The sequence below is a fragment of the Derxia gummosa DSM 723 genome, assembly GCF_000482785.1.
GTDB classification, from domain to species: Bacteria; Pseudomonadota; Gammaproteobacteria; order Burkholderiales; family Burkholderiaceae_E; genus Derxia; species Derxia gummosa.
This window is the reverse complement of sequence record NZ_AXWS01000007.1, coordinates 708,442-732,923: the sequence shown is the minus strand read 5'-3', so window position 1 is coordinate 732,923 and position 24,482 is coordinate 708,442. Positions and strand designations below refer to the sequence as shown.

Sequence of the window (24,482 nt, the reverse complement as noted above, 5' to 3'; positions counted from 1 at the left end):
GTGGTCTAGCCGCGATCGAGGCCGACGCGGTCGGCCGGCGGTTGCGGGCGGAGCGGCGCGAGCCGCGCGCCGCCGAGGTCGATGCGCCCGAGCACGGCGGGCGCGACGGCGCCGCCGCCCCAGCCGAGCGCGGCCAGTTCGGGGCGCCGCGCGAGGCCGGTTTCGAGCCGGGTGTCGAGGCCGAGCCGGGCCTCGCCGATGCGGAACAGGTCGAAGCCGAAGCGCACCTCGGCGACGGTGTGGGCGGGCTTCTCGTCGGCAATCACGCGCAGCACCGCGTCGCGGCGACGGGCGAGGTCGTCGAGGTCGAGACCGGCGTCGGGCAGCGGCAGCACGACGCGAAAGCGGTGCGCGCCCGCGAGGCCGCGCAGCACGCGCGATTCGAAGCGGTGCCAGTCGGCGAGGGCTTCGGCGCTCGCGGGCAGCGCGACCGGCGACGGGATGCGGTCGAAGTCGCGCCAGCGCGTGCCCCAGGCGGCGTTGAGCGCGGAGACGCGGCGCCAGCGGCGCGAGAGGAAGTCCTGCCAGCGGCGGCGCAGCGGCGCGCAGGGGGCGCTGGCGGCTAGGTAGGTGGTCCAGGCGGCGCGGTCGGCGGCGGTGGCGGGTTCGTCGGCGGGGAGCGGGGCCGGGCTGTCGGCGCTGGCGCCGTCATCGCCCGCGAGCGGGGCGTCGCCGGCGAGCGTGGCGGCGCGGGCCTGCGCGGCTTGCGCCTCGCTCCAGGCCGACCACAGCCGCGCTTCCTCGATCGCGCCGCGCGGCGTGAAGCCGAGGGCGCGCAGCAGGGTGGCGTGACGGGTGGCGTTGGTGGTGGTGGCGTTGTCCTGCGCGGCGGCGCTGCCGGCATCGGCGGCGTCTGCCGCGCCGTCGGCGGGCGTCGAAGCGCCGTTGCCGGTCGTGCCCGAGCCGTCGGCCGCGCCCAGCGCTGCAAGCGCTTGCGGATCGGCGAGCGTGGCGTCGCCGTCGAGCCGCGCGAGCAGGTCGGCGCGGCCTTGCGTGGCCGGGTTCCATGCGCTCGCGGGCAGCGGCGGGACGAGGCCGGACAGTTCCTGCAGCCGCAGGCCGTGCGGGCGTTCGGCCAGCGTTTCGGGCGCGTCGAACCAGGCTTCGTCGATGCTCGTCTCCCAGGCGAGCGTGGCGCCGAGCAGCAGGCCGGGCACGGTGCCGCGCCGGGCGTGGCGCGTCATCGCGTGGCGGATGAGCAGGCGGCGACGCCGGTCGTCGAGCGCGGGATCGAGCGCGACGCCGACCCAGCCGGCGAGCCAGTCGAGCGCGCCGGCCGGCGCGGTGCGCGCATCGAGCAGCAGTTGGGCGGCGGCGATGCGGTCTTCCCAGCGCGTGAACTCGCCCTCGAACAGCGCGAGGAAGCGGTCGAGGAAGTCGGCGCCGGTCGGGTCGGCGCGATAGACCGGCGGCAGGTATTCGCGGGCGTAGGAGAAGCGCGGGTACCAGGCGCGCAGCGCGCGCAGCAGCGGCGTGCGCTTGCCGTCGCCGCCGATGACGAGCCGCAGTTGCAGGAAGCGGCCGGTGGCGGCCTGGAGCAGCGTGGACCAGGTGCCGCTGGCGTCGTCGCTGCCGCAGGCGGTCATGGCCGAGATCGGCGCGCCGGTGGCGCTGGCGGCGCTGCCGGTGGCCGGTGCGCCGTTGCCTGCGCTGTTGCCGCCGCCTTCGCCCGCGCAGGTGCCGCTGTCGCGCCAGGGCAGTTCGCTGCCGGCGGGGTTGCGCGCCGGGCCGGGTTCGCGGCGCCAGGGCTGGTGCGGGAGCGAGGCCGGGTCGTCGTCGGCGCGGGTCTCGATCGCGAGCGTGGTGCCGGGCGGCAGGCGCATGTCGAGCGCGACGCGGTGCCAGACGCAGCCGGGAAGGCGGCTGTCCCAGGGTGGGAGTTCGAGGCTGGCGTCGCGCAGGTAGCGCGGCTGGGGCAGGGCGAGCAGCGGCACCCAGCGCTCGTCGGCGGCGTAGAAGACGCGCGCGGCCGGGTAGGCGTGCAGCACGACGCCGCCGGGCAGCGCGGCGAGGCCGAGGCCGAGGTAGCGGCGCATGGGCAGGAAGTCGCGGACGATGCCGATGGCGAGCGCGCCGTCGTCGCGCCAGTCGGCGGCGAAGCGGAAGGCCTGGTCGCCGCCGGCAGCGACGACGATGAAGGCGAAGGGCGCGGCGGCGTCGACGGCATTGGCGCCGTGGTCGATGGCGAGCGCGCGTTCGGCGAGGGCGGGACGCGGGCGCTGCTGCGCGCTGCCGCCGTCGGGCAGGGGGATGTCGCGCGGCTCGACCACCTCGGCGATGAGGGCGTCGAGCGGATCGGCGGGCACGGCGCCGGCGAGGTCGCGGCGCAGCACGGGCAGCACGCTGCCGTCGAGATGCATCGCGCCGGCGACGGGCTGTTCGGCGCCGTCGATGACGCGGCGGCCGATGACCAGCAGGCGCTCGCCACGCAGCGCGGCGACGGCGGTGACGCGCACGGTGGCGAGGGCGTCGGGCGGGACGGGCGTGCCGGGTGGGGCGCCGGTAGCGGCGAGGTTGGCGAACAAGGCGGGGCGGAGGTCGAGGACGCAGGGTTGCGGGGCAGCGGCCTTGGCACTGCCGCCGTTGCCGCCGGAAGGCACGGGCGGACTGGCGGGGGGCGAGCCGTCTTCCGCGTCGGGGGCGGCGGGCGTCGCATCACCGGCGCCCGGCTTCGGCACCGGCCCGAAGGCCGGCGCGCCGGCCGTCGCGGGCAGGGCGGGCTTGAGGTCGGCGCCGACGCGCCAGAGCCGGCCGTCGATGAGCGCGCCGATACCGCCATCCTCCAGCGCGACCAGCGCCTCGGTGATGCGCGGCGCGCCCGAACCTGAGCCTCCGCCCGCGCCCGAACCGCCGCCTGAGTTACCGCTTGAGCCGCCGCCCGAGCCACCCGCCTCGCCCGGCACCCGTCCCAATCCTGGCCAGCCCTGGAACAGCGGCGGCCCCGCGCCGTGCAGATCGAAGATCAGCAATCCCCCCGCCGCCGCCGCCGCGACCACGAGGTAATGCCCGCGCGTCACGGCGAGCGCATCCAGCGTCACCGCCGCCGGCGCGGGCGTGGCCGCGACCGGCCGGAAGCCACCCGCCGCCGTGCTGCCCGGCGCGGGCGCGCGCCGTCCGGCGGTCAGCCCCGCGATCGCCGCGATGCCGTCGCGCTGCGGCGCGCCCGGCTGCTCGCCCGTCACGGGCCAGAAATCGCTCATCGCGCCGCTGCCGGCCGAGCGGATGCGGATCGCGCGCCGGTCGGCCGAGAGCGAGTAGAGGTTGCCCCAGGCGTCGAAGGCGCCGCCGCGTCCGTGGCCTTCGGCGAGCGCGCCGGCCACTTCCCCGCGCGGCCGGAACTCATGCAGCAAGCCCTTCAACCCCAACCCGCCCGCCCCGCAGCTCGCGCCGATCGCGCCGCCGCCCGTCGTCCCGTCCGACCACGCGAGCGGCCGGTCGCCCGGCGGCAATCCCTCGAAGGCCGCGTCGAGCGCGCCCTGCCAGTCGCCCTGGGTGACGAGCGCGAAATGCCGGCTGCCGTTGGCATCCATGCTCAGCACTCCTGCGGAACCTTGGGCACCGGCAGCCGGCGCGGCGCGGTCGTACCGCCGCCGTTGCCGCCCGAGCCGTCGCCGCCATCACCGCCGCCCGCGCCGCTGCCGCGCCCGACCAGATCGTCGAGCGACACCGGATCGCCGAGCGTGACCGACAGCCCCGCGATGAAGGGCAGCTGCAGCCCCTGCATCGGCACGCTGTCGCGCCGGCTGCCGCTCGCGTCGCCGAGCAGCAGGCCCGCCACGCCCGCGACGCCGGTCGTGCGCGCGACCACGGCGGCCAGCTCCAGCGCCGTCACCGCGCGGAACAGCGGCCAGCCGTTCTCCAGCCCCGGCAGCGTCGCGGCGGGCGCGCCCGTCACGGCCGGCGGCAGCGGCGAGAGGTGATCGCGCAGCGCGGCGCGCACCCGGTCGCGCACCGTCGCCACCGACTGCCCGGCCACGATCTCGATGCCCACGCTGATCCACACGCCCGAGTACACCGGCCCGCGCAGCAGCACCTCGCAGGTCACGAGCCGGCGCGGCGCGAGGTGGTTGCACAGCGCGTTGATGAAGTCGGCGTCGGGCAGCGGGTTGTCGGGGTGGGCGGCGTCGGTGCGCGGGATGACCATGCAGGTGACGACGCCGGGCTGGTCGCCGGGCAGCGCGGGCGACAGCTCGGGATGCCAGGCCGCGAGCACCTCGGCGCGGCCGAGGTCGGCGCCTGGCGCGGCGCGCAGGATCTCGGCGAAGTCGTCGGCGCTGACGGCGCGGTCGCGGTGGCGCAGCACGAGCGGAATGCGGCGCTCGCCGTCGGCGGCGGTCTCGGCGGCAGTGCCGCCGGTGCAGGCGACCGGGTTGGCGAGCTTGATGCCGGCCGGCAGGTCGGGCGCGAGCGTGATGGCGCCGGCTGCGACATTGCCGTCGGCGCCGTTCGACCAGTCGTAGGCCACGGCGATGGCGGCGCCCGCCGGCGGCCGCGCGCCGCGCACGCCGTCGCCGAAGCGCAGCAGGCCGGCCTCGGCGTCGAGCGCGAACACGGTCGCGCCGGGCTTGCCCTCGGCGGGCGCGGCTTCGAGTTCGTCGGTGAGCGTCCAGCGCTGGCCGCCGACGGCGAGCACGACCGACTCGGCCAGCACCTGGCCGTGGCCGAGCTGGCGCTGCTGGTTCACGTCGCCGTCGCCGGGCGCGAGCGTCTCGCGCTCGACGCGGCTGCGCTGGGTGACGGTGGCGCAATGGATGCCGGCCCAGCGCAGCCGCACGCCGGCGGTGCCGAGGCCGTCGATGCGCAGCCAGGTGAGGACGCGGGCGTCGAGTTCGTCGTCGGTGAGCAGGGGTGGCAGCTCGCCGACGCCGGCTTCGAGCGGCTCGTCGATGCTCCAGGTGCCGATGGCGTCGGCGGCGGGCATCGTCACCTGCAGGATGCCGGCGCGGTCGGGAAAGCCGGCCGGCGCGACGGCGTCGAGCCGGCAGTAGAGGGCGGTGGCGGTGCCAGCAGTGCCGCCGGCCGTGGCGCCGTCGGCCGCCGCGCCGCCGGTGCCCGACGCCGCATCGCCCGTGCGCGGCATCCACACGCCGAGCGCCGGCGCCGGCCGCGCGCTCGCGCCGGGGATGAGGCTGGCCGACGGATCGGCGCGCTCGGGCACGAGGCCGATCGACAGCGTGCAGGCCGCGAGCCGCTCGCGCACCTGCTGGCGCACCGCGTCGCTGGCCTTCTTCGGCGCGAGCAGCGCGATCCACAGCGCGCCGTCCACCGCCTCGGCGCCCACGTCGAGCGCGGCGGGCAGGTCGTCGAGCGCGACGGTCTCGTACAGCACGGGCGCGAGGTCGGTGCCGGCGAGGTCGCGGCCGGTGGCTTCGTACAGCTGGCGGTAGTAGTCGAGCAGGGCCGGATCGGGCGCGGCCACGGTGCGCTTGAACACCGCGAGGCCTTCCACCGGAGGCACGTCGAGGCCGAGATCGGTGATGAAGGGCAGCGGGCCTGCAAACGCTTGCAGACCGGGCGCAAGCGTGACGCTGATGTGCCCCGGCGATTCGTTGCGCAGCTGCACGAGGCCGTGCGCGGGCGCGGCCGGCAGCAGCTTCACGCCCAGCAGTTGCAGGAACTTGAGCCGGTTGCGCTCGGGGATGAGGTTGGCTCGGTAGAGCAGGCTTTCCGCCATGAAGGCGAACAGCTCGACCAGCGTGACGCCGGGGTCCGACGGGCCGGTGTGGGTCCATTCGGGCGTGTGCACCGAGGCGCGGGCGAGCGCGTCGCGCACGAGGCTGTCGAAGTCGCGGTCGTCGATGGCGGGCAGGGTGATCGGCATGGCGGTCTCGGGGGCGGGCGCTGGCGGCGGCGGGCGGTGGCTCGGTGCGGTGGCGATGGGCTGGCGGCGCGGTCAGCGGCCCCGCACGGGGATGCTCAGGCTCGTGCGGCCGGCCTCGCCGGTCGCGATGAGGGTGAAGCCGAGGGTGGCGAGCGCGGCCTCGGGGTCGGACGGATCGGCGCCGACGCTGATCGACTCGACCTTCAGCCTCGGCTCGAAGCGCTCCAGGCTGCGGCGGATGCTTTCCTCGATGGCGCGCCAGGTGGGCGGCGTGTTGGGCTCGAACAGGAAGCGCTCCAGCCCCGCGCCGAAGCCGGGCCGGCGCAGCCGCTCGCCCTGGCCCGTGAGCAGCACGAGCCGCAGCGATTCGCGCACGTTGGTCTCGCCCTGCGACCAGGCGAGCCGGCCGTCGGCGGTCACGCGCAGCGGGAAGCCCACGCCGCGCCCGTAGATGCTGGCCTCGTCCATCAGCGTTTTCCTTTCAGCCCCGGCACCGGGAAGCAGGCGATGAGGAAGGGCAGCCAGCGGAAGATCAGGTCGAGCAGCGTCGCGATGACGATGAGCAGGATGAAGGCGACGAGCGTGATGATCGGGATCGACAGCGAGCAGATCGTCCCGAAGCTGGCGGCCGGGCCGCCGCAGGGCTGCATGTCGGTCACCTTCAGGTCCTTGTGGAAGGGCCAGGGCAGCACCGAGCGGACCATGTCGCCGAAGCCGAGGCGGCGCACGCGCTTCATCTGGCCGCAGAGCAGGTCGCTCATGATGAAGGCGCTGTTGCGGCCGAACTTGCGCAGCCCGCCGGGCGAGGTGTCGAAGGGCAGGGCGATGCGGATGGGCCGCAGCGGCGCGTCGCTGTCGAAGAAGCCGGCCAGCTCGAACACCTCGCTCGGCGCGGAGATGACGAGCGGATGCAGCGGGCCGCAATCGCAGCGGCGATGCACGAAGCGCAGCACGAAGCGCGGCGGGCCGGCGTCGTCGGCGAGGGCGGCCTTGAGGTCGTCGGCGAGGCGGGCGGCGGCGGCCGCCTGCGGCGTGGCGGCGCCGGACTCGCCGGCCTTGACGGCGGCGTCGATCGCGTCTTCCAGCGTCGCGGCGAAGGCGTCGATGAAAGCGATTGCATTGTCCTGGGCGGCATCGTCGAGCACGAAGCTGGCGTTGCCGCCGTCGAAGGGCAGGCGCAGGCGCGGATCGGCGCTGGCCGCCGTGCCGCCCACGTCGCCGAGCACGAGCGGCAGCGCGAACGCCGGCCATTGCAGCGGCGCGCCGTCGGTGGCGGACGAGAAGGTCTGGTCGGCCGCGTCCAGCCCGGCCGAGGCGGCGGGGATGGCATCGAGCGCGGCGCGCAGCGACACGGCGAGCGGCCGTGCCGGCTTGACGACGGCCGTCGAGAGCGAGCGCGTGATGCTGTCGGGCAGGGTGGTGCGCCAGCTCGCGGGCCAGGTCACGTCTTCGAGCGCGCGCAGCAGGCGGCCGGCGGTGTCGCTGGCGGGTGGATTGGCCGGCGCGGTCTGGCCGAGGCGCGCGGCGATGCGCGGCAGATAGGCATCGAGGAACTCGCGGCAGTCCTGCATCAGCCGCCACGAGGCTTCGCAGAGCTGGTCGTTGAGCGTGACGCAGGCGGACTGGAGCTGGGCGGCGCTGGCGGTGACTTCCTCCTGGTCGTCGTTGAAGCTGATGCGCGCGGATTGCAGGCTCTGCACCGCGCGCTCGACGAGGCCCTGCCAGGGCGCGATGACCTTCATGCGCGCGAGGGCGCGGAGGTCGGCGGCGCGGGCGTCGAGGGCGGCGGTGGTGGTCGCGGCGCTTGCGCCCGACGCGGCGCCAGCCGCCGAACCTGCGCCACCCGCGCCGAGCCCCGCCGCCGGCGCCAGCCCGCCCGCGCCATCCGTGCCGGCCCATTCCGTCGCCCGGCGCGCGAAGCGGTATTCGTCATGCCGCGCGACCGGCACCAGCGCGCCGAGCAGGGTGCGGCGCGGGCCGGCGGGTGGCTGGTAGCCGAGCGGGAAGGTCGGCAGCCATTCCTCGCCATCGGCGCAGGCGGCGGCCGGCCTGGCGAGCGGCGCCCAGTAGCCCGGCCCGCTCGGCGGCTTGACCCAGGCGTGCTCGACGACGCGCGTCGCGCCGTCCGCGCCCTTCACGCTGAACAGCCGGCGCAGCACCACGCCCGACTTGTCGCCGCCCGAGGTCACGCGCGGCGGCAGCCCTGGCAGCTCGCACACGAGGTGGGCGGCGGCGAGGTAGTAGCGCTGGTGCACGGGCTGGAACAGCTTGAGCACGGAGGACGTGGTGCCGAGCGTGCCGGGCAGCAGCGCGGCGCCGGCGGCGGCGTTGCCCGCGCCGGCCGAAGGCACGACGCCGGCCGAAGCCGCAGCGCCCGCCGCCGTCACGCCGGCCGCCGGCAGCGTCGCCACCTCGCCCGCCATCGCCGGACTTTGCGCTGCCTGCGCATCGCGCCGGAAGCCGAGCAGCGCCGTGCTCCGCTTGAGCAGCCGCGCCGGCCGCGAGCTGTTGAGCGCCACGCCGGCCGGCAGCGGCTCGGGCGTCGGCGCGGCCACGGCCGACCAGCTTTCGGGCTTGGCGACGAGCTGCGGCAGCGTCTGCGGCGCCTGCGCGAGCAGCGCGAGCAGCCGGTCCATAAAGTCGTCGCCGTCGAAGCGCAGCAGGCTCGGCGACGGCCGCACCGGCTGCGCGACGAAGGCTTCGGCGCCGACCCAGCGCAGGACGTGCTTCGCGCTCACAGGATGTTCCCCGCGCCCGGCGTGTAGGTCGCCGCGATGATCGTGTTGGTGATGACCGTGTCCGCCTGCACCACGCCCGAGAAGCGCGACATGCCCGCGTCCACCGTCACCATGCCGGCCGACACCTGCACCTGGCTGGCGTTGACCTTCACCTGCGCCGACGCGGTCACGGTGATGCCCGCCGGCTCCAGCTTCACGCTGTTGCCGTTGCTGTCCTTCACCTCGACCGTGCCCGGCCCGTCCTTGAGCGTGACCGAGCAGCCGCCCGGCGTCTCGATCGCGATGCTGTCCTGGCCCGACTGGTCGGTGATGCGGATGAGCACGCCGTTGCGGCTGCGGATGGTCTTGTGCGCGTTGGCGCTGTCGGGGCTTTCGGGTGGCGCGTCGCGGCCGTTCCACAGCCCGCCGATCACGCAGGGATGGCGCGGATCGCCGCCCTCGAAGATGACGAGCACCTCGTCGTCCACCTCGGGCATGAACCAGCTGCCCCGGTTGTTGCCCGCGAACAGCGTGGCCACGCGCGCCCAGGCCTCGTAGCGCTCGCCCTTGCCGTCGGGCGACCAGGGCAGGGTGAGCTTGATGCGGCCGCGCGAGTCGGGGTCGTTCAGGTCGGTCACGACGGCCACATGGGCGCCGTACCAGCGGCCGCCCCAGCCGGCCGGCAGGCGGTCGGCGTAGAGCGATTCGGCGGGGGTGAAGTCGAACATGGCGGGCTCGGTGGTCGGTGGGCGCGGGTTGTCGTGAAGCGGCGATCAGCCCGGTCGCCCGACCGCCGCGCGCTCGGCGGCGAAGTCGGTGCGCAGGCCGCGTTCGAGGTCGAAGCGGTGGCAGACCTCGGTGACGAGGTACTTGCCGTTGAACAGCGCGCCCACGCCGCCCACTTCCACGCGCGCGCCGCAGCGCAGCCGGGCGGCGGGCGTGGCCGTGCCGCGCGCGGTGACGAAGCGGCGGCCGATCTGGCGCATCCAGCTCTCGGCCAGCGCGCGCGCCTCGGCGGCGTCGGCCGGCGCGAGGTGGGCGACCGTGTCGGCGCGTTCGCCGAAGGCGCGGCGCAGCAGGTCGGCGCCGCCGTCGCCACCGTCGAGTTCGCCCGACAGCACGCTGCCGGTCGCTTCCTCGCGGATGGCCTGCTTGGCGGCCATGTCCCAGCCGGCCACGCTCAGCTTCGTGCGCTGGAGCGCGAGGTCGGCCGTCACGTCGAAGGCGGTGAGCGTGCTGCCGTAGTCGAGCGCGACGGTGGCGCCGCCCGCGCGCGACGGGCGCGGCGCCACATGCAGCGCATCGCCCTCGACCCACACTTCGCCACCGGCGGCGCGCGCGCGTTCGCGCAGGAAGGCGAGGTCGCTCTGGTTGACCTGGGCGACGACCGCATGCGTCGGGCCGGGCAGAGTGATCTGCGCACTCAGGCCGTGGTCGCCCGCGATGCGGCGCGCGATGTCGGCATCGCTCGCCTGCGCGAAGCAGCGCGTGCGGCGCGTCATGCGCAAGTCCTGCAAGCGGTCCTCGGCCTGCACGATGACGAGCACGCCGCCCGCGCCCACGTCGGGAAAGTGCCCGCCGATCGCGCTGATGCGGCCGGAAAAGATGCTGTCGGTCTGCAGCTTCACCTCGATGCGCTTGCCGAACTCGAGCCGGCCGCGATCGAACAGCGGATAGCCGTGCGCGCCGTCGCGCGTCAGCCCCCAGCCCTGGAACGCCAGCTCGCAGCGCGCCATGCCGTCGCTGCGTTCCTCCACGCGCATCTCGGCGAGCGCGACCGCGAGGTCGGGCACGCTCGTCCCGTCGATCGCGACGACCGGGCGGGAGGATTCGAGCGGGAGGTTGATGTCGGGCATGGCGGTGGTGGCGCGCGGGCGGTGGCGGGTTGGCGGCGGTTGGAGTCGGCGTTGGCGTTGGCGTTGGCGTTGGCGCGCCGCTCAGTGCGCGTAGCTGCGCAGCGCGCGTTCGCGGCGGCGCTCGTCGGCCTGCTGGAGCGTGGCGGGCGCGGGCGGCTCGGGCGGCGTGGAGGCGCTCGCCGGCGCGCCGCTCTCGTCGCTGACCGTGCTGCGCGTGGCGGCCTGCGAGGGCGCCGGCGTCAGCTCGAATTCGCCGATGTGGACGGGCATGGCGGCCTCCTCAGCCGGTGACGATGCGCGGCTTGGTCGCGCTCAGGTCGATGAACTGGCCCGGCGCGAGCGCGCGCGGGTTCTCGATGCCGTTGGCCGCCGCCACCTGCTGCCAGCCGCCGCCGAAGGCCGCGCCCGTGCTGGCCGCGAAGCCGCCGAGCGACCCGCCCGCCTGCGCCGACAGCCTGAGCGAGGCCGACAGCCCCGCGCCGCCCGACAGCCCGCCGCCGATGCCGCCCGACAGCCCCGCCGACAAGCCGCCGCCCGGCCCGCCGAAGCCGCCGCCACTCCCGCCGCCCGGCGTTGGCGCGCCCGCCATTCCCGGCTTGCCGTCCGTCATCTGTTGCAGGCTCTGCCCGCTGCGCGCGAGCGCCAGCGGATTGCTCGCGGGCGCCTGGTTGGCGCGGTTGACGCGGCCCGGATCGTTGGGGTCGAAGGCGGGCACGAGGATGCTCTGCTGGCTCAGCGTCAGCGCCACCGTCGCGCGCAGCGCATGGCCGTCGGCGGAGAAGAACTCGACCGTCTCCTCGATCGCATCGACGATGCCGTCGAACAGGAAGCGCCCCCACAGGAAGCGCACGCCCGGCGGCGTGAGCTGGCTCGCATCCTTGGCGCCCTTGCCCGGCGGCTTGGGCTTCATGAAGTGCAGCACGTCGGCGGTGACGCGGCGCACGTCATCGACCTGGAAGCGCGTGGCGTCGCCCTGCTTCGTGCCGCCGCTGCCGTCGTTGCCGGAGGCGACGAGAAAGGGCATGTCGCTCGCGGCGCTCACGTCGAAGGTGAGCTGCACGCTCAGCTTGGTCGTGCCCGCGCCGACGAACTGGCGCGCCGGCGTGCCCTGGGAGCCGTTGCCGGCCTTGGCGCCGCCGTTGTTCTGCTCCTTGGTCTGGTTGGCGTAGGCGAGCTTGAGCGTCTCGGGGTTGAACTGCACCGGCACGCGCTTGCCGCCCGGCAGCACGTCGGTGAGGTCGTCCTTCAGCTCGATCAGCTCGGCCCGCACGATCACTTTTTCAGCCACGGCTCTTGTCCTCCCAGCGGAAGCTTTCGTAGGCGATCTGCATTTCCTCCACCGCCACGGTGCCGTCGCGCGCATTGAGCGCGGGCGCCTTGAGCTTGACCGGCAGGCAGCGGCTGAGCACGAAGCGACCCCATTCGCTCGCGCCGTCGTGGCGCAGCACGCTCACCGTCACGCCGGCGCGCAGCCAGGGGTTTTCGAGCTGGGCCGAGAACCATTCCCACAAGTCGAAGCCCTGGGTCACGCCGCGCTTGAGCGTGAGCTGGCCGAAGGCCACCGGCCCGGCCAGCCGGTGCACGCGATGCGCATTGCCGCCCTCGCGCAGCGACTTCACTTCCTGCGACATCTCGATGCCGTCGCATTCGGAGAAGGCGCCACCGGCGAGCGGCGCCGGCTTGTCGTCGCGCAGGATCTCGACCACGAAGTTGAACGCGGGGAAGGGCTGCCACTTGAGGCGTTCCTGTTCCTGCGGGGTGGGCGTGGCCATGGCTCAGGTCTCCGGGGCGACGGGCGCGCTGCAAAGGTTTGCAATGCGGACGGACATGGCTCAGTCCTCGATCGTCAGTTGCTCGCCCGCACGCACCACGCGCAGGGTGAGGAAGCGCAGCGGCCGCGAGGGCGCGACGCGGATTTCGAGGCTGCATTCGCCGCGCTCGATCTCGCGCGCGGCCGGCTCGCCGCTGGCGGTGCGCAGCAGATAGCAGTCGGGCGCGCGGCTGCCGCGGAAGGCGCCGCGCTGCATCAGCGCGCCGAGCAGGGTGTCGAAGCTGCGTTCGAGGCTGCGGCGCAGCGTGAGGTCGTTGGGCTCGAAGGCGTAGCGCTCGCCCTCGCGGCGCGCGAGCCGGCGCAGCAGGATGAACAGCCGGCGCACGCCGATGGCCTGCCAGTCGGCATCGAGGCTGAGCGTGTACGCGCGCGTCGCCGCGAGGCCGCGCGGGCGGGCTTCGATGGCGTTGGCGCCGGCCGCCTCGATGGCTTCGGCATCGACCGCGCTGGCGGGCGCGGCGGCGTCGGGCAGCGGGTCGAGCCCGGCGGCCGACCAGGCACCCTTGTCGCGCGTGCGGCGGGCGTACTGGCCGAGCAGCGCGCCCTCGGGCGGATGGGCGACGAGGGCGGCGCCGTCGCGTTGCAGCAGCCAGGGATGGTGGAGCGCGACGAAGCTCGGTGCCTGGCTGGTCTCGACCTCGCGCGCGGCCTCGGCGCGCAGCGTGGCGACGTGAGCGGCGATCTGCGCGGCGCTCCAGTCGCGCGGCGCGGCCAGCAGCGCGAAATGCTCGCGCGTCGCGGCGCAGAGGTTCATGAGGGCGAGGTGGACGGGCAGGAGCAGGTCGGCGCCGTCGGCCGGCGTGGCGCGCGCGACGCGGCCGGCGGCGACGGCGTGGACCTCGACCGTGGCCGACCAGTCGCTCGCGAGGCCGTCGCGCCAGACCCGGGCGCGCAGGAAGACGAGGCCGGCGACGAGGCGCAGCGAGTAGCGCGCGGGGGCGAACACGCGCGCGCCGGCCGCGAAGGCGAGCGGACGGCCGCGCGCGTCGAGCACGACGGAGGTGTCGGGCGCGCCGGTGAGGGCCGTGAGCGGGCGGGCGTCGGCGAAGTCGGGCAGGCGGGCGAGCTGGGCTTCGATGCTGACGGGGGCTGGCGGCGGGGAGGCGTCGGGTGGCGAGGCGTCGGCGGGCGGGCTGGCCGCGTCGTCGGTCGGCGCGGAGGTGTCGAGCGCGGGCGCGTCGATGAGCCACTCGACATCCGCCGGCTGCTCGCCGGTCACGTCGAGCACCGGCGGTTGCGGGCGCTTCGGCGGCTGCACGCAGGCGCTGAAGGCGGGCAGGTCCTCGCAGGTGCAGGCGGGGTCGGGCACGAGGCGCAGCAGGCCGTCGCGCGCGACGGGCGGCTTGGTGACGGTCCAGCCCGGATGCACGGCGTCGGGCACGGCGATCCAGGTTGCGTCGCGCGCGACGGCGTCGTCGCGGCCGAGCGCGGCATGCAGGCCGCGCAGCCGGCGCGGCGCCGGGCCGAGGAAGCGCAGGTCGTCGGCGAGCGCGCGCAGCTCGGCGCCGCGCAGCTCGGGGTCGGCGAAGGCCGGGTCGATGAAAAGGCTTGCAGCGCAGTCGGCGAGGCCGTTGCGCGCGAGCGCGTCGGCGGGCGCGACGCGGGCCGGCGACCAAGGGCCGAAGTCGATGCCGACGGCGGCGGGCACGAGCATCCAGTCGGCGGCGGTGGCGCCGGCGGCGAGTCCGCCGCGCGCGAGGTCGAGGCCGGCGTCGGTGGCCGGCACGAGCGCGGCGAGGTCGGCGCCGTCCGGCCCGGCGAGCGGCCAGTCGACGGTGGTGAGGTCGTCGCCAGCGTCGAAGCGGGCGAGCGCGTCGGCTTCGGTCCAGGGCTGGTCGCCGCTGCCGCCCGCCGCGAGCGCGCAGCCGTCGCGGCGCAGCGTGGCGGCGTCGGGCCGGCGCAGCGCGAGATCGATGGTGATGCGGTCGAGCAGCCAGCCGTCGAGGTCGGGGCGCGGCGCGCCGGCCGGCACGAGCTGGCGGCCGTCGGCGTCGGTCCAGAGCCAGTCGGCGGCGCGCGCGTTGGCGAGCAGGGCGCCGATCGTGGCGTCGCGGTCGGCGCGCAGCCAGCCGGTGGGCATGGCGACATTGGCCGGCGCGGGGCTGCGGGCGCGCAGCACGTCGCCGGCGCGCAGGCGGTCGCCGGCGTGCAGCGGTACGCCGCTCAGGCGTGTGGCGAGTTCGAGCCAGTCGGCCCAGGCGCCGGGGCTGGCGGCGCGCAGGGTGAAGTCGGCGTCGGCAAGGGTCCAGGGGCCGGCGAGCGTGGTGCCGGCTGCGCCGGCACCGCCGCCGGCCGCGTCACCGTCCGCCGCGCCGACCGCGACCCGCTCGCGCACCGCGAGCCGCAGTCCCGGCACCGCGAACCGCGCGGTATCCGCATCGCCGCCGGCCACGCGCACGACGTAGCAGCGCCGCCCGCCACCGGCGAAGAAGCTCGCCACTGCCGCCGGCAGATGCGCGCGCAGCATCTCGCCACCCGCAAGGCCGCTCGACGCCGCCTCCGGCACCAGCGCCACCCCGCCCCCGAACACCGTCGCGTACTGCGCCGGATCCTCGACCGCCACCGGCCGGTCGAGCGGCCCGCGCTCGGCGAAGCCGACGAACACCGGCACGTCCATGACCGGCAGGCCATCGGCCAGCGGCGGCGGCACGTCGACGATGCTGATCCCGGGCAGGCGGCGCATGGCCTTACTCCATCTCCAGCCGTTCGTAGGAGAGCGTCAGCTCCTCCATCGCCACGTCGGTGCCCTTGGCGTTGAGCGGCCCCGACACATGCTTGGAAATGCGCGCGTTGATGAGCCGCCAGGTCTGCACCGTGGTGCTGCGGTCCTCGCTCTTCAGCTCGATGGTCACGTTGCGCAGGCCGCTGTTGACGCCGTTGCGCACGTCGTCGAGCCACTTGTAGAGGTCGAGCGAGCCGATCACGCCGCGCTTCATCGTCACGTCGGTGGCCTTGTTGAGGCCGGCCGTCTTGATGACGTTGTTGAAGGCGTAGTTGCCGGGCCGGTATTCGGTGATGGTCACTTCCATCCCGATGCCGCTGATCTCCTGGAAGCCCGCCTGCGGCGTGTTGGTCACGCCGTCGCCGAGGTTCACGAGGAAGTTGAACTGCACATAGGGGCGTTCGCGCAGGACTGCCATGTCGGTCTCCTTGCTGTCGGTTCGGTGCGCGGGATCAGTTCTTCTGGTCGGCCGTCCACTGGCCGATGCGGAAGATCACGAACTCGGCGGGCTTGAGCGGCGCGATGCCGATCAGGCAGACGAGGCGGCCGTTGTCGAGGTCGTTCTGGGTCATGGTCGAGCGGTCGCAGCGCACGAAGAAGGCCTTCTCTGGCTTGTCGCCGAGCAGGGCGCCGCTGGCCCATTCGTTGACGAGGAAGTCGCGGATCGTGGCGCGCACATTGGCCCACAGCGCCTCGCCGTTCGGCTCGAACACGGCCCATTGCGTGCCCTTGTCGATCGAGCGCTCCAGGTAGGCGAAGTAGCGCCGCACATTCACGTACTTCCATTCGGGGTCGGAGCTGATCGTGCGCGCGCCCCACAGCCGATAGCCGCGTCCCTCGAAGAAGCGGAACACGTTGATGCCCTCGGGATTGAGCACCTCCTGCTGCGCCGTGCTCACCAGCGTCTCGAAGCCGATCGCGCCGCGCACCACCTCGTTGGCCGGCGCCTTGTACACGGCGCGCTCGGTGTCGTTGCGCGCATAGATGCCCGCGACGAAGCCCGACGGCGGCAGGTTGAGCGCCTGGCGCGTGATCGGGTCGAACACTGTCACCCAAGGCCAGTAGAGCGCGGCGTGCTTGCTGTCGAGCTTGGCGCGCAGCTTGCGCACCTCGGCGATCTTCATGCCCTCGGGCGTGTCGAGCACGGCGATGCGATAGCGCATGCGCTCGGCATGGCTGATGAGCAGGTTGGTGACGGCGTTGACGTCATCGACGCGCGAGTCGTAGGCCCAGGTCGAGCCGGGCGCGGCGACGATCGAGATGTCTTCCAGCGCCTCCAGCTGCTTGAGGCCGGTGGCGTAGTCCTCGGTCGGGTCGGCGCGGCCTTCGTATTCGGCGCGGCCGGGCAGCAGGCCATCGTTGCCGCCTTCGAGGTAGGCGACGCCGGTGAGGCCGCGTTCGAGCTTGGCGCGCAGGGCGGCGAGTTCGTCCTTGAAGCGGGCGTCTTCCCATTCGGCCGGCGTGAGCGAGAAGTCGATGCCCTTGAGCGAATCGAGCGCGCGCAGCAGGTCGGTGCCGCCGCCGACGATGCCGCCGGCCACGTCGTTGAGCAGCACGATGGGCGTGTCGGCGCTGGCGGCGCCGTCGAGGCTGAACAGGTCGAAGATCGAGTCGGGCACGCCGGCGGTCTTGTGGCCGGGCGCGAGCGACAGGCCGCCCCAGGCGCCGAGGCTGCGGCTGCCGTCATCGCTCAGCACCTCGATGGCGAGCGAGAGCGCGCGGATCGAATCGCCGCTGCCGGGCGTCGGGTCTAGGTTGAAGTCGGCGAGGGCGAGCGTCGCGCTGGGGTCGGCCGGCTGCGGCGGGCTGCCGGGGCGGATGCCGCCTTCCACGAAGCTCCAGCCGCCGTCGATGGCCTGCTTCGCGACGTAGATGGGCAGTTCGTCCACCTCGCGCGGCGCGGGCGGCGAGGCGACGGGCGCGGCCGGCGTGAGCGTGGCGGCCGAGGTGATCCACACCACGTCGCCGTCGGCGAGGTTGGCGACGGTCGGGATGAGCGCGGTCTTGTCGTCGGGATCGGGCAGGGCGCCGAGCACGTTGGGGCCGAGCCGCAGCGTGAAGCGCACGCGCAGATTGCCGCCCGAGCCGGGCCAGCGCGCGACGATGCGGAACCGGTCGCTGCCGTCGGCGCCGACGGTGGCGCGGGCATGGCCGTCCTTGTAGAGCACCGGGTTGGAGGCGGCGACGGCGGCGTTGGCGAAGGACGCTTCGAGGTCGGACGGATAGACGCCTTCGAGCGGGCGGAAGACGCGGCTCACATAGGCGCGCCGGCCGCCTTCCTCGAAGAAGGCGCGCACCGCCTGCCAGAGGAAGTTGGGGCCGCTCTGGCCGCCGTCGGCGCCGAAGGCCATCTGCGTGCCGGCGTCGTAGGCGCGCTCGTATTCGGTGAGGCTGGTGAGGATGTCGGACGACGCCAGCACCGGGCCGAAGCGTGCCGGGCCGATGAAGCCGGTGGTGGTCGTGCTCACGCCCTCGATGGACTTCGAGCGGAAGGACACTTCCTCGACGAAGACGCCTGGGGCCAGGTACTCGGGCATCGCGATCTCCTTGCGGATCAGAGCGGCGCAAGCCGCAGTTCGGGACGGTGGGGGGGCAGACCCTCGGTGACGGGCACGGCAAGCCGGCCGGCTTCGAGGCGCAACGGGCCGAGGGCGTCGGCCGTGGCGATGCGCGCGAGCGCGCGGACTTCGGGCTGGGCACGCCAGCGGGCGGCGTGCGGGATGACGGTGAAAGCGCTTGCGGCGCCGGACGCGGCGTCGGTGGCCGAGCCGCCGGCGCGACGGCGCGCGGCGTTCGCGGCGGCGACGAGGCTGGCGCGGGCGACGGCCTCGGCCACGACCGCCGGATCGTGGAAGACGCGCAGCGTGACCGGCGCGCCCGGTGGCGGCGCCAGCTCGGGCGGGCTGGCCGGCGGGCTCGATTGCGGCTTGCGCTCGGGACGCGGGAAGGGCAGGTGCAGCGCGAGCCGGCCGGCGGCGTCGGTCATGCCTTCGGTATTTCGGCCCTGACCGTCGGCCGCGAGCACGCGCGCGAAGGCGGCGGGCGGCGGCTCGGTGCCGGCGGGCGAGCCGGGCGGCGGGTCGAGCAGCAGCAGGCCGGTGATGCCGGCGCTGCCGGGCGGCGCGACGCGGCCGGGCGCCGAGGGCAGGACGAGGCTGGCGAGGGCGCCGCCGGGTGCGTCGGGTGGCAAGGGCCAGTCGAGCCGCAGCGGCAGGAAGCGGCCGAGCGGGTCTTCGACCACGATCTCTGCAAGCGCTTGCGGCGGCGCGGGCGGGCTCGGGTCGCCGGCGGCTGCGCGTCCGGCGAGGTCGTCCGCATTCCACGGCCAGCGCAGCCCGGGCCAGTGATGCACGCCGCCCGCCGACACCGCCGCCCGCGCGATCTCGCGGCCGTCGCGCACGCGGCGCAGCGCGCAGCGCAGGCCGTCCGTCACCGGCTGGCCCGACCATGCGTCGATCAGCCGGAGCCCGGTGGTCGTGCGCAGCACGAGGTCGATGGCGGGCACGACGGCCATCAGCTGCCCCCGCCCGGCGTTGCGAGGCCGAAGCGGCGTTCGACCACCGGCGCGCCGAGCGTCTCGGGCCGGTCGGAATCGAGCAGCACCATGCGCGCTACATAGGTCATGCCGGCCTGGAAGCCCGATTTCACGCGGTCCCAGAGCGCCAGGTAGTCGGCCGTCTGGAGCGGATCGGCGATCAGCTCGACCGACTCTTCCGGCGCGAACACGGCCGGCGCGCCCTTCGTGTAGCGGTTGATGGTTTCGCCCGTGAGCACCGGCAGGTCGTGCATGAAGACGAGCGCCCAGCCGAGCATCTGCGCCTGCCGGTCGGCGCTGCGCGCGACGGGCAGCAGCAGGAAGTGCAGGTCGATCGGCAGCGAGGGCCGGTAGACGAGGCCCTCGCGCGTGCGGCGCGGCGGCAGGTTGCGCGGCATGCCACCGATGCCCGCGCGCCAGAGGCAGAGGTAGAAGCCCTCCGGCGGCGGCGTCTGCGCATCGACCAGCTGGTTGAACGACGCGAGTTCGAACTTGGGCGGCGATGGAAACTGCAACTCCGCGACCGGACAGGCATCGCGCATCAGCTCCAGCACGCTCTCGCCGATGGCGCGGATCGCGTCGTAACGGGCCATGTCTCCCTCGATGGGATGCCAGCGCTCGCGGGCGCCGGTCTGGTCTGCGAAAAAGCGGATGAATTCCTTGCCGCTTCGTTGCTTTTGTTTCCGGGCCGCAGTTGTAGTCCCGCGTCGATGACGCTGCCAAGTACGGACCAATACCCCCTTCGGTCCGCTTGATCCGGGCCGCGCCCGGCCGACGCTGCCGCTAGCGCCGGGCCGGGGGCGGGCGCGCGGCAAGGCGTGGCGGGGCTTTGCTAGAGTCCGCGCCTTTCTTCATCTGGACGAGGGCAAGGCCATGGGCGATCACGCGCGAACCATCACTTTCATCGGCGGCGGCAACATGGCTCAGGCGCTGATCGGCGGCCTGATCGCACGCGGCGCCGTGCCGCGCTCGCTGCGCGTGGTCGAACCCAACGAGGCGACGCGCGCGCTGCTGATCGAGCGCTTCGGCGTCGATGCGCGCGCCGACGCGGCCGGGGCACTAGCGGGCGCGGCGGCCGTCGTGCTGTCGGTCAAGCCCCAGGTGTTGCGTGAAGTGGCGCTCGGGCTTGCGGCCGAGGTGGGCGACGCGCTCGTCATCAGCATCGCGGCCGGCATCCGTGCCCGTGACATCGCGCGCTGGATCGGCAGTGACCGCGTCGTGCGCACCATGCCCAACACGCCCGCGCTCATCGGCGAAGGCATCACCGGCCTGGCCGCGCTGCCGGCCTGCACGACCGCCGACCAGGGCCTGGCCGACGAACTGCTTGGCGCCGTCGGCCGCACGGTGTGGGTCGATGACGAGAGCAAGCTCGACGCCGTCACCGCCATCTCGGGCAGTGGCCCGGCCTATGTGTTTTTGTTCATCGAGGCGCTCGAAGCCGCCGGCGTGCGGATGGGCCTCGGTGCCACCGAGGCGCGCGCGCTCGCGATCCAGACCTTCGCCGGCGGCGCCCAGCTCGCCGCGCGCTCCGACGATTCGCCCGCCGTGCTGCGCGAGAAGGTCACCTCCAAGGGCGGCACGACCTTTGCAGCCCTGACCACCATGCGCGACAAGGCCGTGCCGGAATCCATCATTGCCGGCGCGCTTGCCGCCGCAGCCCGCAGCGCGGAACTCGGCGACGAATTCGGCCGCGACTGATTTCCGGCACACCGGCCCGGCCGGCGCCTTTCCCGTCATTTGCCTTCGGCGAATGCGCGCGGAATCGGCGCCGCAATCGCGGCGCGAATGCAGGCAATCGGCGACCGGATTGGCGCGATAACGCCGGGAGCGCGCGGGAATTCCAATTTCATTCCCCCTTTCCGGAGAACAGCCGTGCCCGCCCTCGAAAAGAAAAGCGCGTTCATCCCCGTCGCATCCGCCAAGCCGACCGGCCTCGCCGATCTCGGCATTCCCGGCGAACCCGTGGTCAAGAAGGGCAAGCTGGCCGAGTTCACCCAGCCGCAGGACGGCGGCAAGGTCGGCCGCATGTTCCAGAACATCCGCGCCGTGCTCGCCAGCACGACCGAGGGCGGCCAGCCCAGCGGCAAGCTCGTGGTGCTGTTCGAGATCTTCGGCGACGACAACGTGCCGACGGGCGTGAACAGGGGCGTGGACGTGGCCCTGTATGCCGGCGACACCCTGCTGGCCGAGTACAAGCACGGCGCCGTTTTCCTGCCCTACGCCTGCGCCTGGTACGAGAACAAGATCTTCTTCGACATTCCGCTGGATGTTTTCGAGAAGGCCGACAAGCTCGAATTCATCGCGCTGGCCGACGAGGTGCGCGCCTTCTGAGGCGAATGATTGCCGGCGGTCGCGCAATGCGATCGCCGAGCCGCGAACGCGATTGCGGCCATTCAGGTTGCCCGCGCCATTCGCGCCGCCCGGGCCATCCGGGCGATTGCCGCCATTTCGCGCGCGATTGCCGCCATTTCGCGCGCGATTGCCGTCAGCCGAGCCGGAACTGGAACAGCTCCGGTTTCTTCGCGCGGTATTGCCGCAGATAAAGCCCGGTCGGCGGCAGCCATTTCTCGATCGCGATCCAGACGGCGTCGCGTTTGTCGCGTGTCGAACAATCGAGCATCGCGCCGAGGTCGATCCAGGCCTGCCAGTCCACCTTCGCCAGTTCGTCGCGGGTTTCCTGCGGCAGCGCCTTCGCGCTCTCGACCATCGTGGCCAGATGCTTCTGGATCGATGGCCGCGCGAGCCGCGAGGCGAAGTACTGCTCGCGCGTCATGTCACCTATCAATACCTGGATGGCATGGCCGGCTTCGAAGAAATTGGCGAGGAGGGCGGCGACGAACATGGCGGGTCGGTTGTCGATCTTGTTGGCCATCGGCGGCGGGGAGGCGCGTGCATGCATGTGGCGTTCCCGCGCGGCGTCCGACGCAAGCTTCAGGGTCGCCCTGCGTCGACGCGCTCACGAAACGGCAGGAAAAGTCAAACCTTGAGTCGGATAATTTCCGCCTTTGCCCGGAAAAATCCCTAGACGTGCGCTGATCCGCGGGTGTCGGGGGCGACCAGAATGGTCGGCAATCATCCGGTTGGGCGGTGGGTTGCCTGCGACCGTCGTCGTTCCGGAAACCGAGCTTCCCCCATGTTCCGATTCCTCCACCGCGCCCGTTCTTCGTCCCCGCCCGACAACGAGATCGAGCAGGCGTCGCTGCGCATCGCGGTCAGCCTCGGCATCTATGTCTGCCTGCTGCCGGCCTTCTTCGGCGGCGAGGCGCATCCGGCGGCGATGCGCGTGTCCGCGGCGCTGCTCGGTTTCCTGGCGCTGGCGTTCGGCATCCGGCTGGCGATGCGGCTGTGGCCGCGCTGCGCGCCCTGGCCGCGCCTGATCGGCAACGTGGCCGACGTGGCGATGACGAGCTTCTCGATGATCGCCATCGGCATCGACGGCGCTGCGCTGTTCTTCGTCTACCTGTTCATCACGATCGGCAACGGCTTCCGCTTCGGCAACCGCTATCTGGACATCAGCCTGGGTCTGAGCCTCGCGGGCTTTGCCGTGGTGGCGACGACGGAGCCGTTCTGGCGTGGCCACCAGCCGCTGGCGATCGGGGTGGCGATCGGGCTGACGGCGATCTGCCTGTATGCGCGCACGCTGATCCGCCGGCTGTTCGCGGCGCTGGAGCGCGCCGAGGTGGCCAACGAGGCCAAGCGCCGCTTCCTCTCGACGATGACGCACGAGCTGCGCACGCCGCTCAACGCAATCCAGGGCATGCACGATCTGCTGGGCGAGACGCGGCTCGACGGCCATCAGCGCGAGCTGCTCGGCTCGATCGACACCGCCGCGCGCACGATGCTCGGGCTGGTCGAGGACGTGCTCGACTTCTCCAAGATCGAGGCCGGCAAGGTGGTGCTGGAGGACGCGCCGTTCGACCTGACCGACACGGTGGACGGGGTGCTGCGCATGCTCGCGCCGCAGGCGACGCGCAAGGGGCTCGATCTGGTGCTGCGCATCGATCCGCGCATCGATCCGGCCTTGCGCGGTGATGCCTTCCGGCTGCGTCAGGTGCTGCTCAACCTGCTGGGCAACGCGCTCAAGTTCACCGAGCACGGCCGGGTCGAGCTGAGCATCGACCGGCTCGATGCGGGCGAGGATGGCTGGCGCCAGCGCCTGTGCTTCTCGATCCGCGACACGGGCATCGGCATGACGCCCGAGGCGCTGACGCGCATCTTCGACAGCTTCACCCAGGCTGACAGCAGCATGACGCGGCGCTTTGGCGGCACCGGTCTGGGCACGACGATCTCGCGCCAGCTGGTGCAGCTGTTCGGTGGCGAGCTGCGCGTGGAGAGCGCGCCGGGCGTGGGCAGCCGCTTCTGGTTCGAGATCGGTCTGGCGCGCGCGGGGGCGCTCGGCGTGGGCGCGGCTGGTGCCGGCGGCGCGGCCGACCGTCTGCCATCGGCGCCCGCCGCCACGCCGGCAGGCCCGTCCGTGCCCTCCGGTCCGGCGCCGCGCTGCCTGCTCGTCGGCTTCTCGGCCGAGACCGTGCTGCCCGGCGTCCGGGTCACGCAGGTTGGCGACATCGCCGCCGCGCTCGATGCCGCGCTGTCCGGCGCGCGCGAGTCGCGGCCGCATGACCTCGTGCTGGTGCGCGCAGGTCTGCCCTCCCGCGACCTGGTCGAACTGGCCGTCGGCCTGCACTGCCATGACGACTCGCCCCCGCTGCTGCTGTTCGACCCCGATGGCGACGAGCGGGCGCGCGCGCTGTGCCGGCTGATCGGCTATGCCGATGCCGTACCGACGCTGCCCGATGCCGCCCAGCTCGCCGCGCTCGCACGACGCCTGAAGCCGCAGCGGGAGAGCGCCGCCACGGCGGACACGGTCGCGCGCTTAGGCGCCGATGCGCCGACGGCGGGCGCGGTGGCGGCGCAGGCGATCCGCGCGGAACCCGGCCGGGCCGATGCCGCCAGGGCGGAGCCGAGCCGGGCCGATGCGGCGAAGGCGGAGACGGCGAGGCCGGACGCCGTCCCGGTGAATGCCGTCGACGCCGGCCCGGATCGCGCTCACGTGTCCGATGCGCCCGCCGGACTCGCGCCCCAGCCCGCCGCCGAGCCGCCCAGCCTCGCCGAGCAGTACCGCGCCCACGGTGGGCGCTCCGGTCTGGACGTGCTCGTTGCCGACGACAACCCGGTCAACCAGGACGTCGAGCGCCGCATCCTCGAACTCGTCGGCTGCCGCGTCAGCCTGGTCGCCGACGGCGAACAGGCGCTCGATGCCGCCGAGCGGCACCGCTACGACCTGATCCTGCTCGACATGAACATGCCCGGCCTCGGCGGTCTGGATGTCGCGCACATGCTGGCCCATGTCGAGGCCGGCCGGCCGCGCACGCCGCTCGTGATGGTCACGGCCAATGCCCAGCCCGAGGTGATCGAGGATGCGCGCCGCGCCGGCATCGGCCATTTCCTGTCCAAGCCGGTTGCCGCGCTGCGCCTGCTGCTGACCGTGGCCGAGGCGACCCGGCCCGGTGGCGGCCTGCCCGCCACCCTGCCGACCGACCTGACCGCGCTGCCGGCCGCCAATGACGAGCCACCGCGCGCCGGTCGGCTGATCGATCCGGTGCGCCTCGATGAACTCACGCGTCTCGGCCCCGATTTCGTCGCCGAACTCGGCCAACGCTTCAACGCCGACAACCGCCGCCTGCTCGCCGCGATGGATCGCGCCCTGGCCGAGCAGCGCATCGACACCCTCGTGCGGCTCGCGCACGAACTGCGGGGCGTCAGCCTCACCCTTGGCGCGACCGAGCTTGCGGTGCGCTGTGAGGCCATCGAGACCATGTCGCTCGCGCGGCTGCGCGCCGAGGGCCGCAGGCTGGTCGGCGACATCGCCGACGTCTCGGCGCGGGTGCGTCGCGCTCTCGGGGAACCGGCGCGCGAGGGCGGGCATCGGGCGACGCGGCCGGGTGATCCGGATCCGGTCGGCCCGTGACGCTTCGCCAGCGTCGGGCCGGGCTGCCAGCG

18 protein-coding genes are annotated in these 24,482 nt (G+C 73.9%); 3 read left to right on the top strand and 15 right to left on the bottom strand.

Annotated elements, in window-relative coordinates; translation table 11 throughout:
- Window positions 1-5: 5 nt before the first annotated feature.
- From H566_RS0104470 to H566_RS0104405, 14 genes are all read right to left on the bottom strand, one after another.
- Complete coding sequence (locus H566_RS0104470; RefSeq protein ID WP_028310501.1) at window positions 6-3,530, bottom strand: phage tail protein; 3,525 nt, start codon at window positions 3,528-3,530, stop codon at window positions 6-8.
- 2 nt (window positions 3,531-3,532) lie between these two features.
- Window positions 3,533-5,821: a baseplate J/gp47 family protein gene (locus H566_RS0104465; protein WP_028310500.1), complete on the bottom strand. Its 2,289-nt coding sequence runs from the start codon at window positions 5,819-5,821 to the stop codon at window positions 3,533-3,535.
- A 72-nt stretch (window positions 5,822-5,893) separates the two neighbouring features.
- Complete coding sequence (locus H566_RS0104460; RefSeq protein ID WP_034410449.1) at window positions 5,894-6,289, bottom strand: GPW/gp25 family protein; 396 nt, start codon at window positions 6,287-6,289, stop codon at window positions 5,894-5,896.
- Window positions 6,289-8,559 carry a hypothetical protein gene (locus H566_RS0104455; protein WP_028310499.1) on the bottom strand — a complete coding sequence of 757 codons (2,271 nt, stop codon included), beginning with the start codon at window positions 8,557-8,559 and terminating at the stop codon, window positions 6,289-6,291. Before H566_RS0104455 ends, H566_RS0104460 begins: the two co-directional genes overlap by 1 nt.
- Complete coding sequence (locus H566_RS0104450; protein WP_028310498.1) at window positions 8,556-9,266, bottom strand: phage baseplate assembly protein V; 711 nt, start codon at window positions 9,264-9,266, stop codon at window positions 8,556-8,558. The genes H566_RS0104455 and H566_RS0104450 overlap by 4 nt, the downstream gene beginning before the upstream one ends.
- A 45-nt stretch (window positions 9,267-9,311) precedes the next feature.
- Window positions 9,312-10,394, bottom strand: coding sequence for a phage late control D family protein (locus tag H566_RS0104445; RefSeq protein ID WP_028310497.1), 1,083 nt, complete (start codon window positions 10,392-10,394; stop codon window positions 9,312-9,314).
- 81 nt (window positions 10,395-10,475) lie between these two features.
- Entirely contained in the window at window positions 10,476-10,664 is a 189-nt protein-coding gene (locus tag H566_RS0104440) for a hypothetical protein (protein ID WP_028310496.1), read from the bottom strand.
- A gap of 10 nt (window positions 10,665-10,674) precedes the next feature.
- On the bottom strand, window positions 10,675-11,682 hold the full coding sequence (locus tag H566_RS22840) for a CIS tube protein (protein WP_156924287.1): 1,008 nt from the start codon (window positions 11,680-11,682) through the stop codon (window positions 10,675-10,677).
- The gene (locus tag H566_RS0104430) at window positions 11,675-12,166 is read right to left on the bottom strand and encodes a phage tail protein (protein ID WP_028310495.1); all 492 of its coding nucleotides are present in this window, start codon (window positions 12,164-12,166) and stop codon (window positions 11,675-11,677) included. Before H566_RS0104430 ends, H566_RS22840 begins: the two co-directional genes overlap by 8 nt.
- Window positions 12,167-12,226: 60 nt before the next feature.
- Window positions 12,227-14,908: a hypothetical protein gene (locus H566_RS0104425; RefSeq protein ID WP_028310494.1), complete on the bottom strand. Its 2,682-nt coding sequence runs from the start codon at window positions 14,906-14,908 to the stop codon at window positions 12,227-12,229.
- 4 nt (window positions 14,909-14,912) lie between these two features.
- On the bottom strand, window positions 14,913-15,365 hold the full coding sequence (locus H566_RS0104420) for a phage tail protein (RefSeq protein ID WP_028310493.1): 453 nt from the start codon (window positions 15,363-15,365) through the stop codon (window positions 14,913-14,915).
- 34 nt (window positions 15,366-15,399) lie between these two features.
- A complete protein-coding gene (locus H566_RS0104415; protein ID WP_028310492.1) occupies window positions 15,400-17,484 on the bottom strand; it encodes a phage tail sheath family protein in 2,085 nt (694 codons plus the stop codon).
- 17 nt (window positions 17,485-17,501) lie between these two features.
- On the bottom strand, window positions 17,502-18,461 hold the full coding sequence (locus H566_RS0104410; RefSeq protein ID WP_028310491.1) for a hypothetical protein: 960 nt from the start codon (window positions 18,459-18,461) through the stop codon (window positions 17,502-17,504).
- Entirely contained in the window at window positions 18,461-19,075 is a 615-nt protein-coding gene (locus H566_RS0104405) for a Pvc16 family protein (RefSeq protein ID WP_028310490.1), read from the bottom strand. The genes H566_RS0104410 and H566_RS0104405 overlap by 1 nt, the downstream gene beginning before the upstream one ends.
- A 280-nt stretch (window positions 19,076-19,355) precedes the next feature.
- Here H566_RS0104405 and proC point away from each other — a divergent pair, with 280 nt between their 5' ends.
- A complete protein-coding gene (proC, locus tag H566_RS0104400) occupies window positions 19,356-20,180 on the top strand; it encodes a pyrroline-5-carboxylate reductase (protein WP_028310489.1) in 825 nt (274 codons plus the stop codon).
- A 174-nt stretch (window positions 20,181-20,354) separates the two neighbouring features.
- Window positions 20,355-20,813 carry a hypothetical protein gene (locus H566_RS0104395; RefSeq protein ID WP_028310488.1) on the top strand — a complete coding sequence of 153 codons (459 nt, stop codon included), beginning with the start codon at window positions 20,355-20,357 and terminating at the stop codon, window positions 20,811-20,813.
- 154 nt (window positions 20,814-20,967) lie between these two features.
- Here the strand turns inward: H566_RS0104395 and H566_RS0104390 are convergent, their stop codons facing one another.
- Window positions 20,968-21,381: a hypothetical protein gene (locus H566_RS0104390; protein ID WP_245591285.1), complete on the bottom strand. Its 414-nt coding sequence runs from the start codon at window positions 21,379-21,381 to the stop codon at window positions 20,968-20,970.
- Between the two features lie 234 nt (window positions 21,382-21,615).
- On the opposite strand from H566_RS0104390, the gene H566_RS27175 reads away from it, so the two are divergent.
- Window positions 21,616-24,450 carry an ATP-binding protein gene (locus tag H566_RS27175; protein WP_051378008.1) on the top strand — a complete coding sequence of 945 codons (2,835 nt, stop codon included), beginning with the start codon at window positions 21,616-21,618 and terminating at the stop codon, window positions 24,448-24,450.
- The last annotated feature ends 32 nt before the right edge of the window (window positions 24,451-24,482 follow it).

Bases quoted from the DNA above. Each gene is read 5' to 3' on its own strand.
- H566_RS0104470 (WP_028310501.1), bottom strand. From the start codon at position 3,530: ATGGATGCCAACGGCAGCCGGCATTTCGCGCTCGTCACCCAGGGCGAC.
- H566_RS0104465 (WP_028310500.1), bottom strand. From the start codon at position 5,821: ATGCCGATCACCCTGCCCGCCATCGACGACCGCGACTTCGACAGCCTC.
- H566_RS0104460 (WP_034410449.1), bottom strand. From the start codon at position 6,289: ATGGACGAGGCCAGCATCTACGGGCGCGGCGTGGGCTTCCCGCTGCGC.
- H566_RS0104450 (WP_028310498.1), bottom strand. From the start codon at position 9,266: ATGTTCGACTTCACCCCCGCCGAATCGCTCTACGCCGACCGCCTGCCG.
- H566_RS0104445 (WP_028310497.1), bottom strand. From the start codon at position 10,394: ATGCCCGACATCAACCTCCCGCTCGAATCCTCCCGCCCGGTCGTCGCG.
- H566_RS0104440 (WP_028310496.1), bottom strand. From the start codon at position 10,664: ATGCCCGTCCACATCGGCGAATTCGAGCTGACGCCGGCGCCCTCGCAG.
- H566_RS0104430 (WP_028310495.1), bottom strand. From the start codon at position 12,166: ATGGCCACGCCCACCCCGCAGGAACAGGAACGCCTCAAGTGGCAGCCC.
- H566_RS0104425 (WP_028310494.1), bottom strand. From the start codon at position 14,908: ATGCGCCGCCTGCCCGGGATCAGCATCGTCGACGTGCCGCCGCCGCTG.
- H566_RS0104420 (WP_028310493.1), bottom strand. From the start codon at position 15,365: ATGGCAGTCCTGCGCGAACGCCCCTATGTGCAGTTCAACTTCCTCGTG.
- H566_RS0104415 (WP_028310492.1), bottom strand. From the start codon at position 17,484: ATGCCCGAGTACCTGGCCCCAGGCGTCTTCGTCGAGGAAGTGTCCTTC.
- H566_RS0104410 (WP_028310491.1), bottom strand. From the start codon at position 18,461: ATGGCCGTCGTGCCCGCCATCGACCTCGTGCTGCGCACGACCACCGGG.
- H566_RS0104405 (WP_028310490.1), bottom strand. From the start codon at position 19,075: ATGGCCCGTTACGACGCGATCCGCGCCATCGGCGAGAGCGTGCTGGAG.
- proC (WP_028310489.1), top strand. From the start codon at position 19,356: ATGGGCGATCACGCGCGAACCATCACTTTCATCGGCGGCGGCAACATG.
- H566_RS0104390 (WP_245591285.1), bottom strand. From the start codon at position 21,381: ATGCATGCACGCGCCTCCCCGCCGCCGATGGCCAACAAGATCGACAAC.
- H566_RS27175 (WP_051378008.1), top strand. From the start codon at position 21,616: ATGTTCCGATTCCTCCACCGCGCCCGTTCTTCGTCCCCGCCCGACAAC.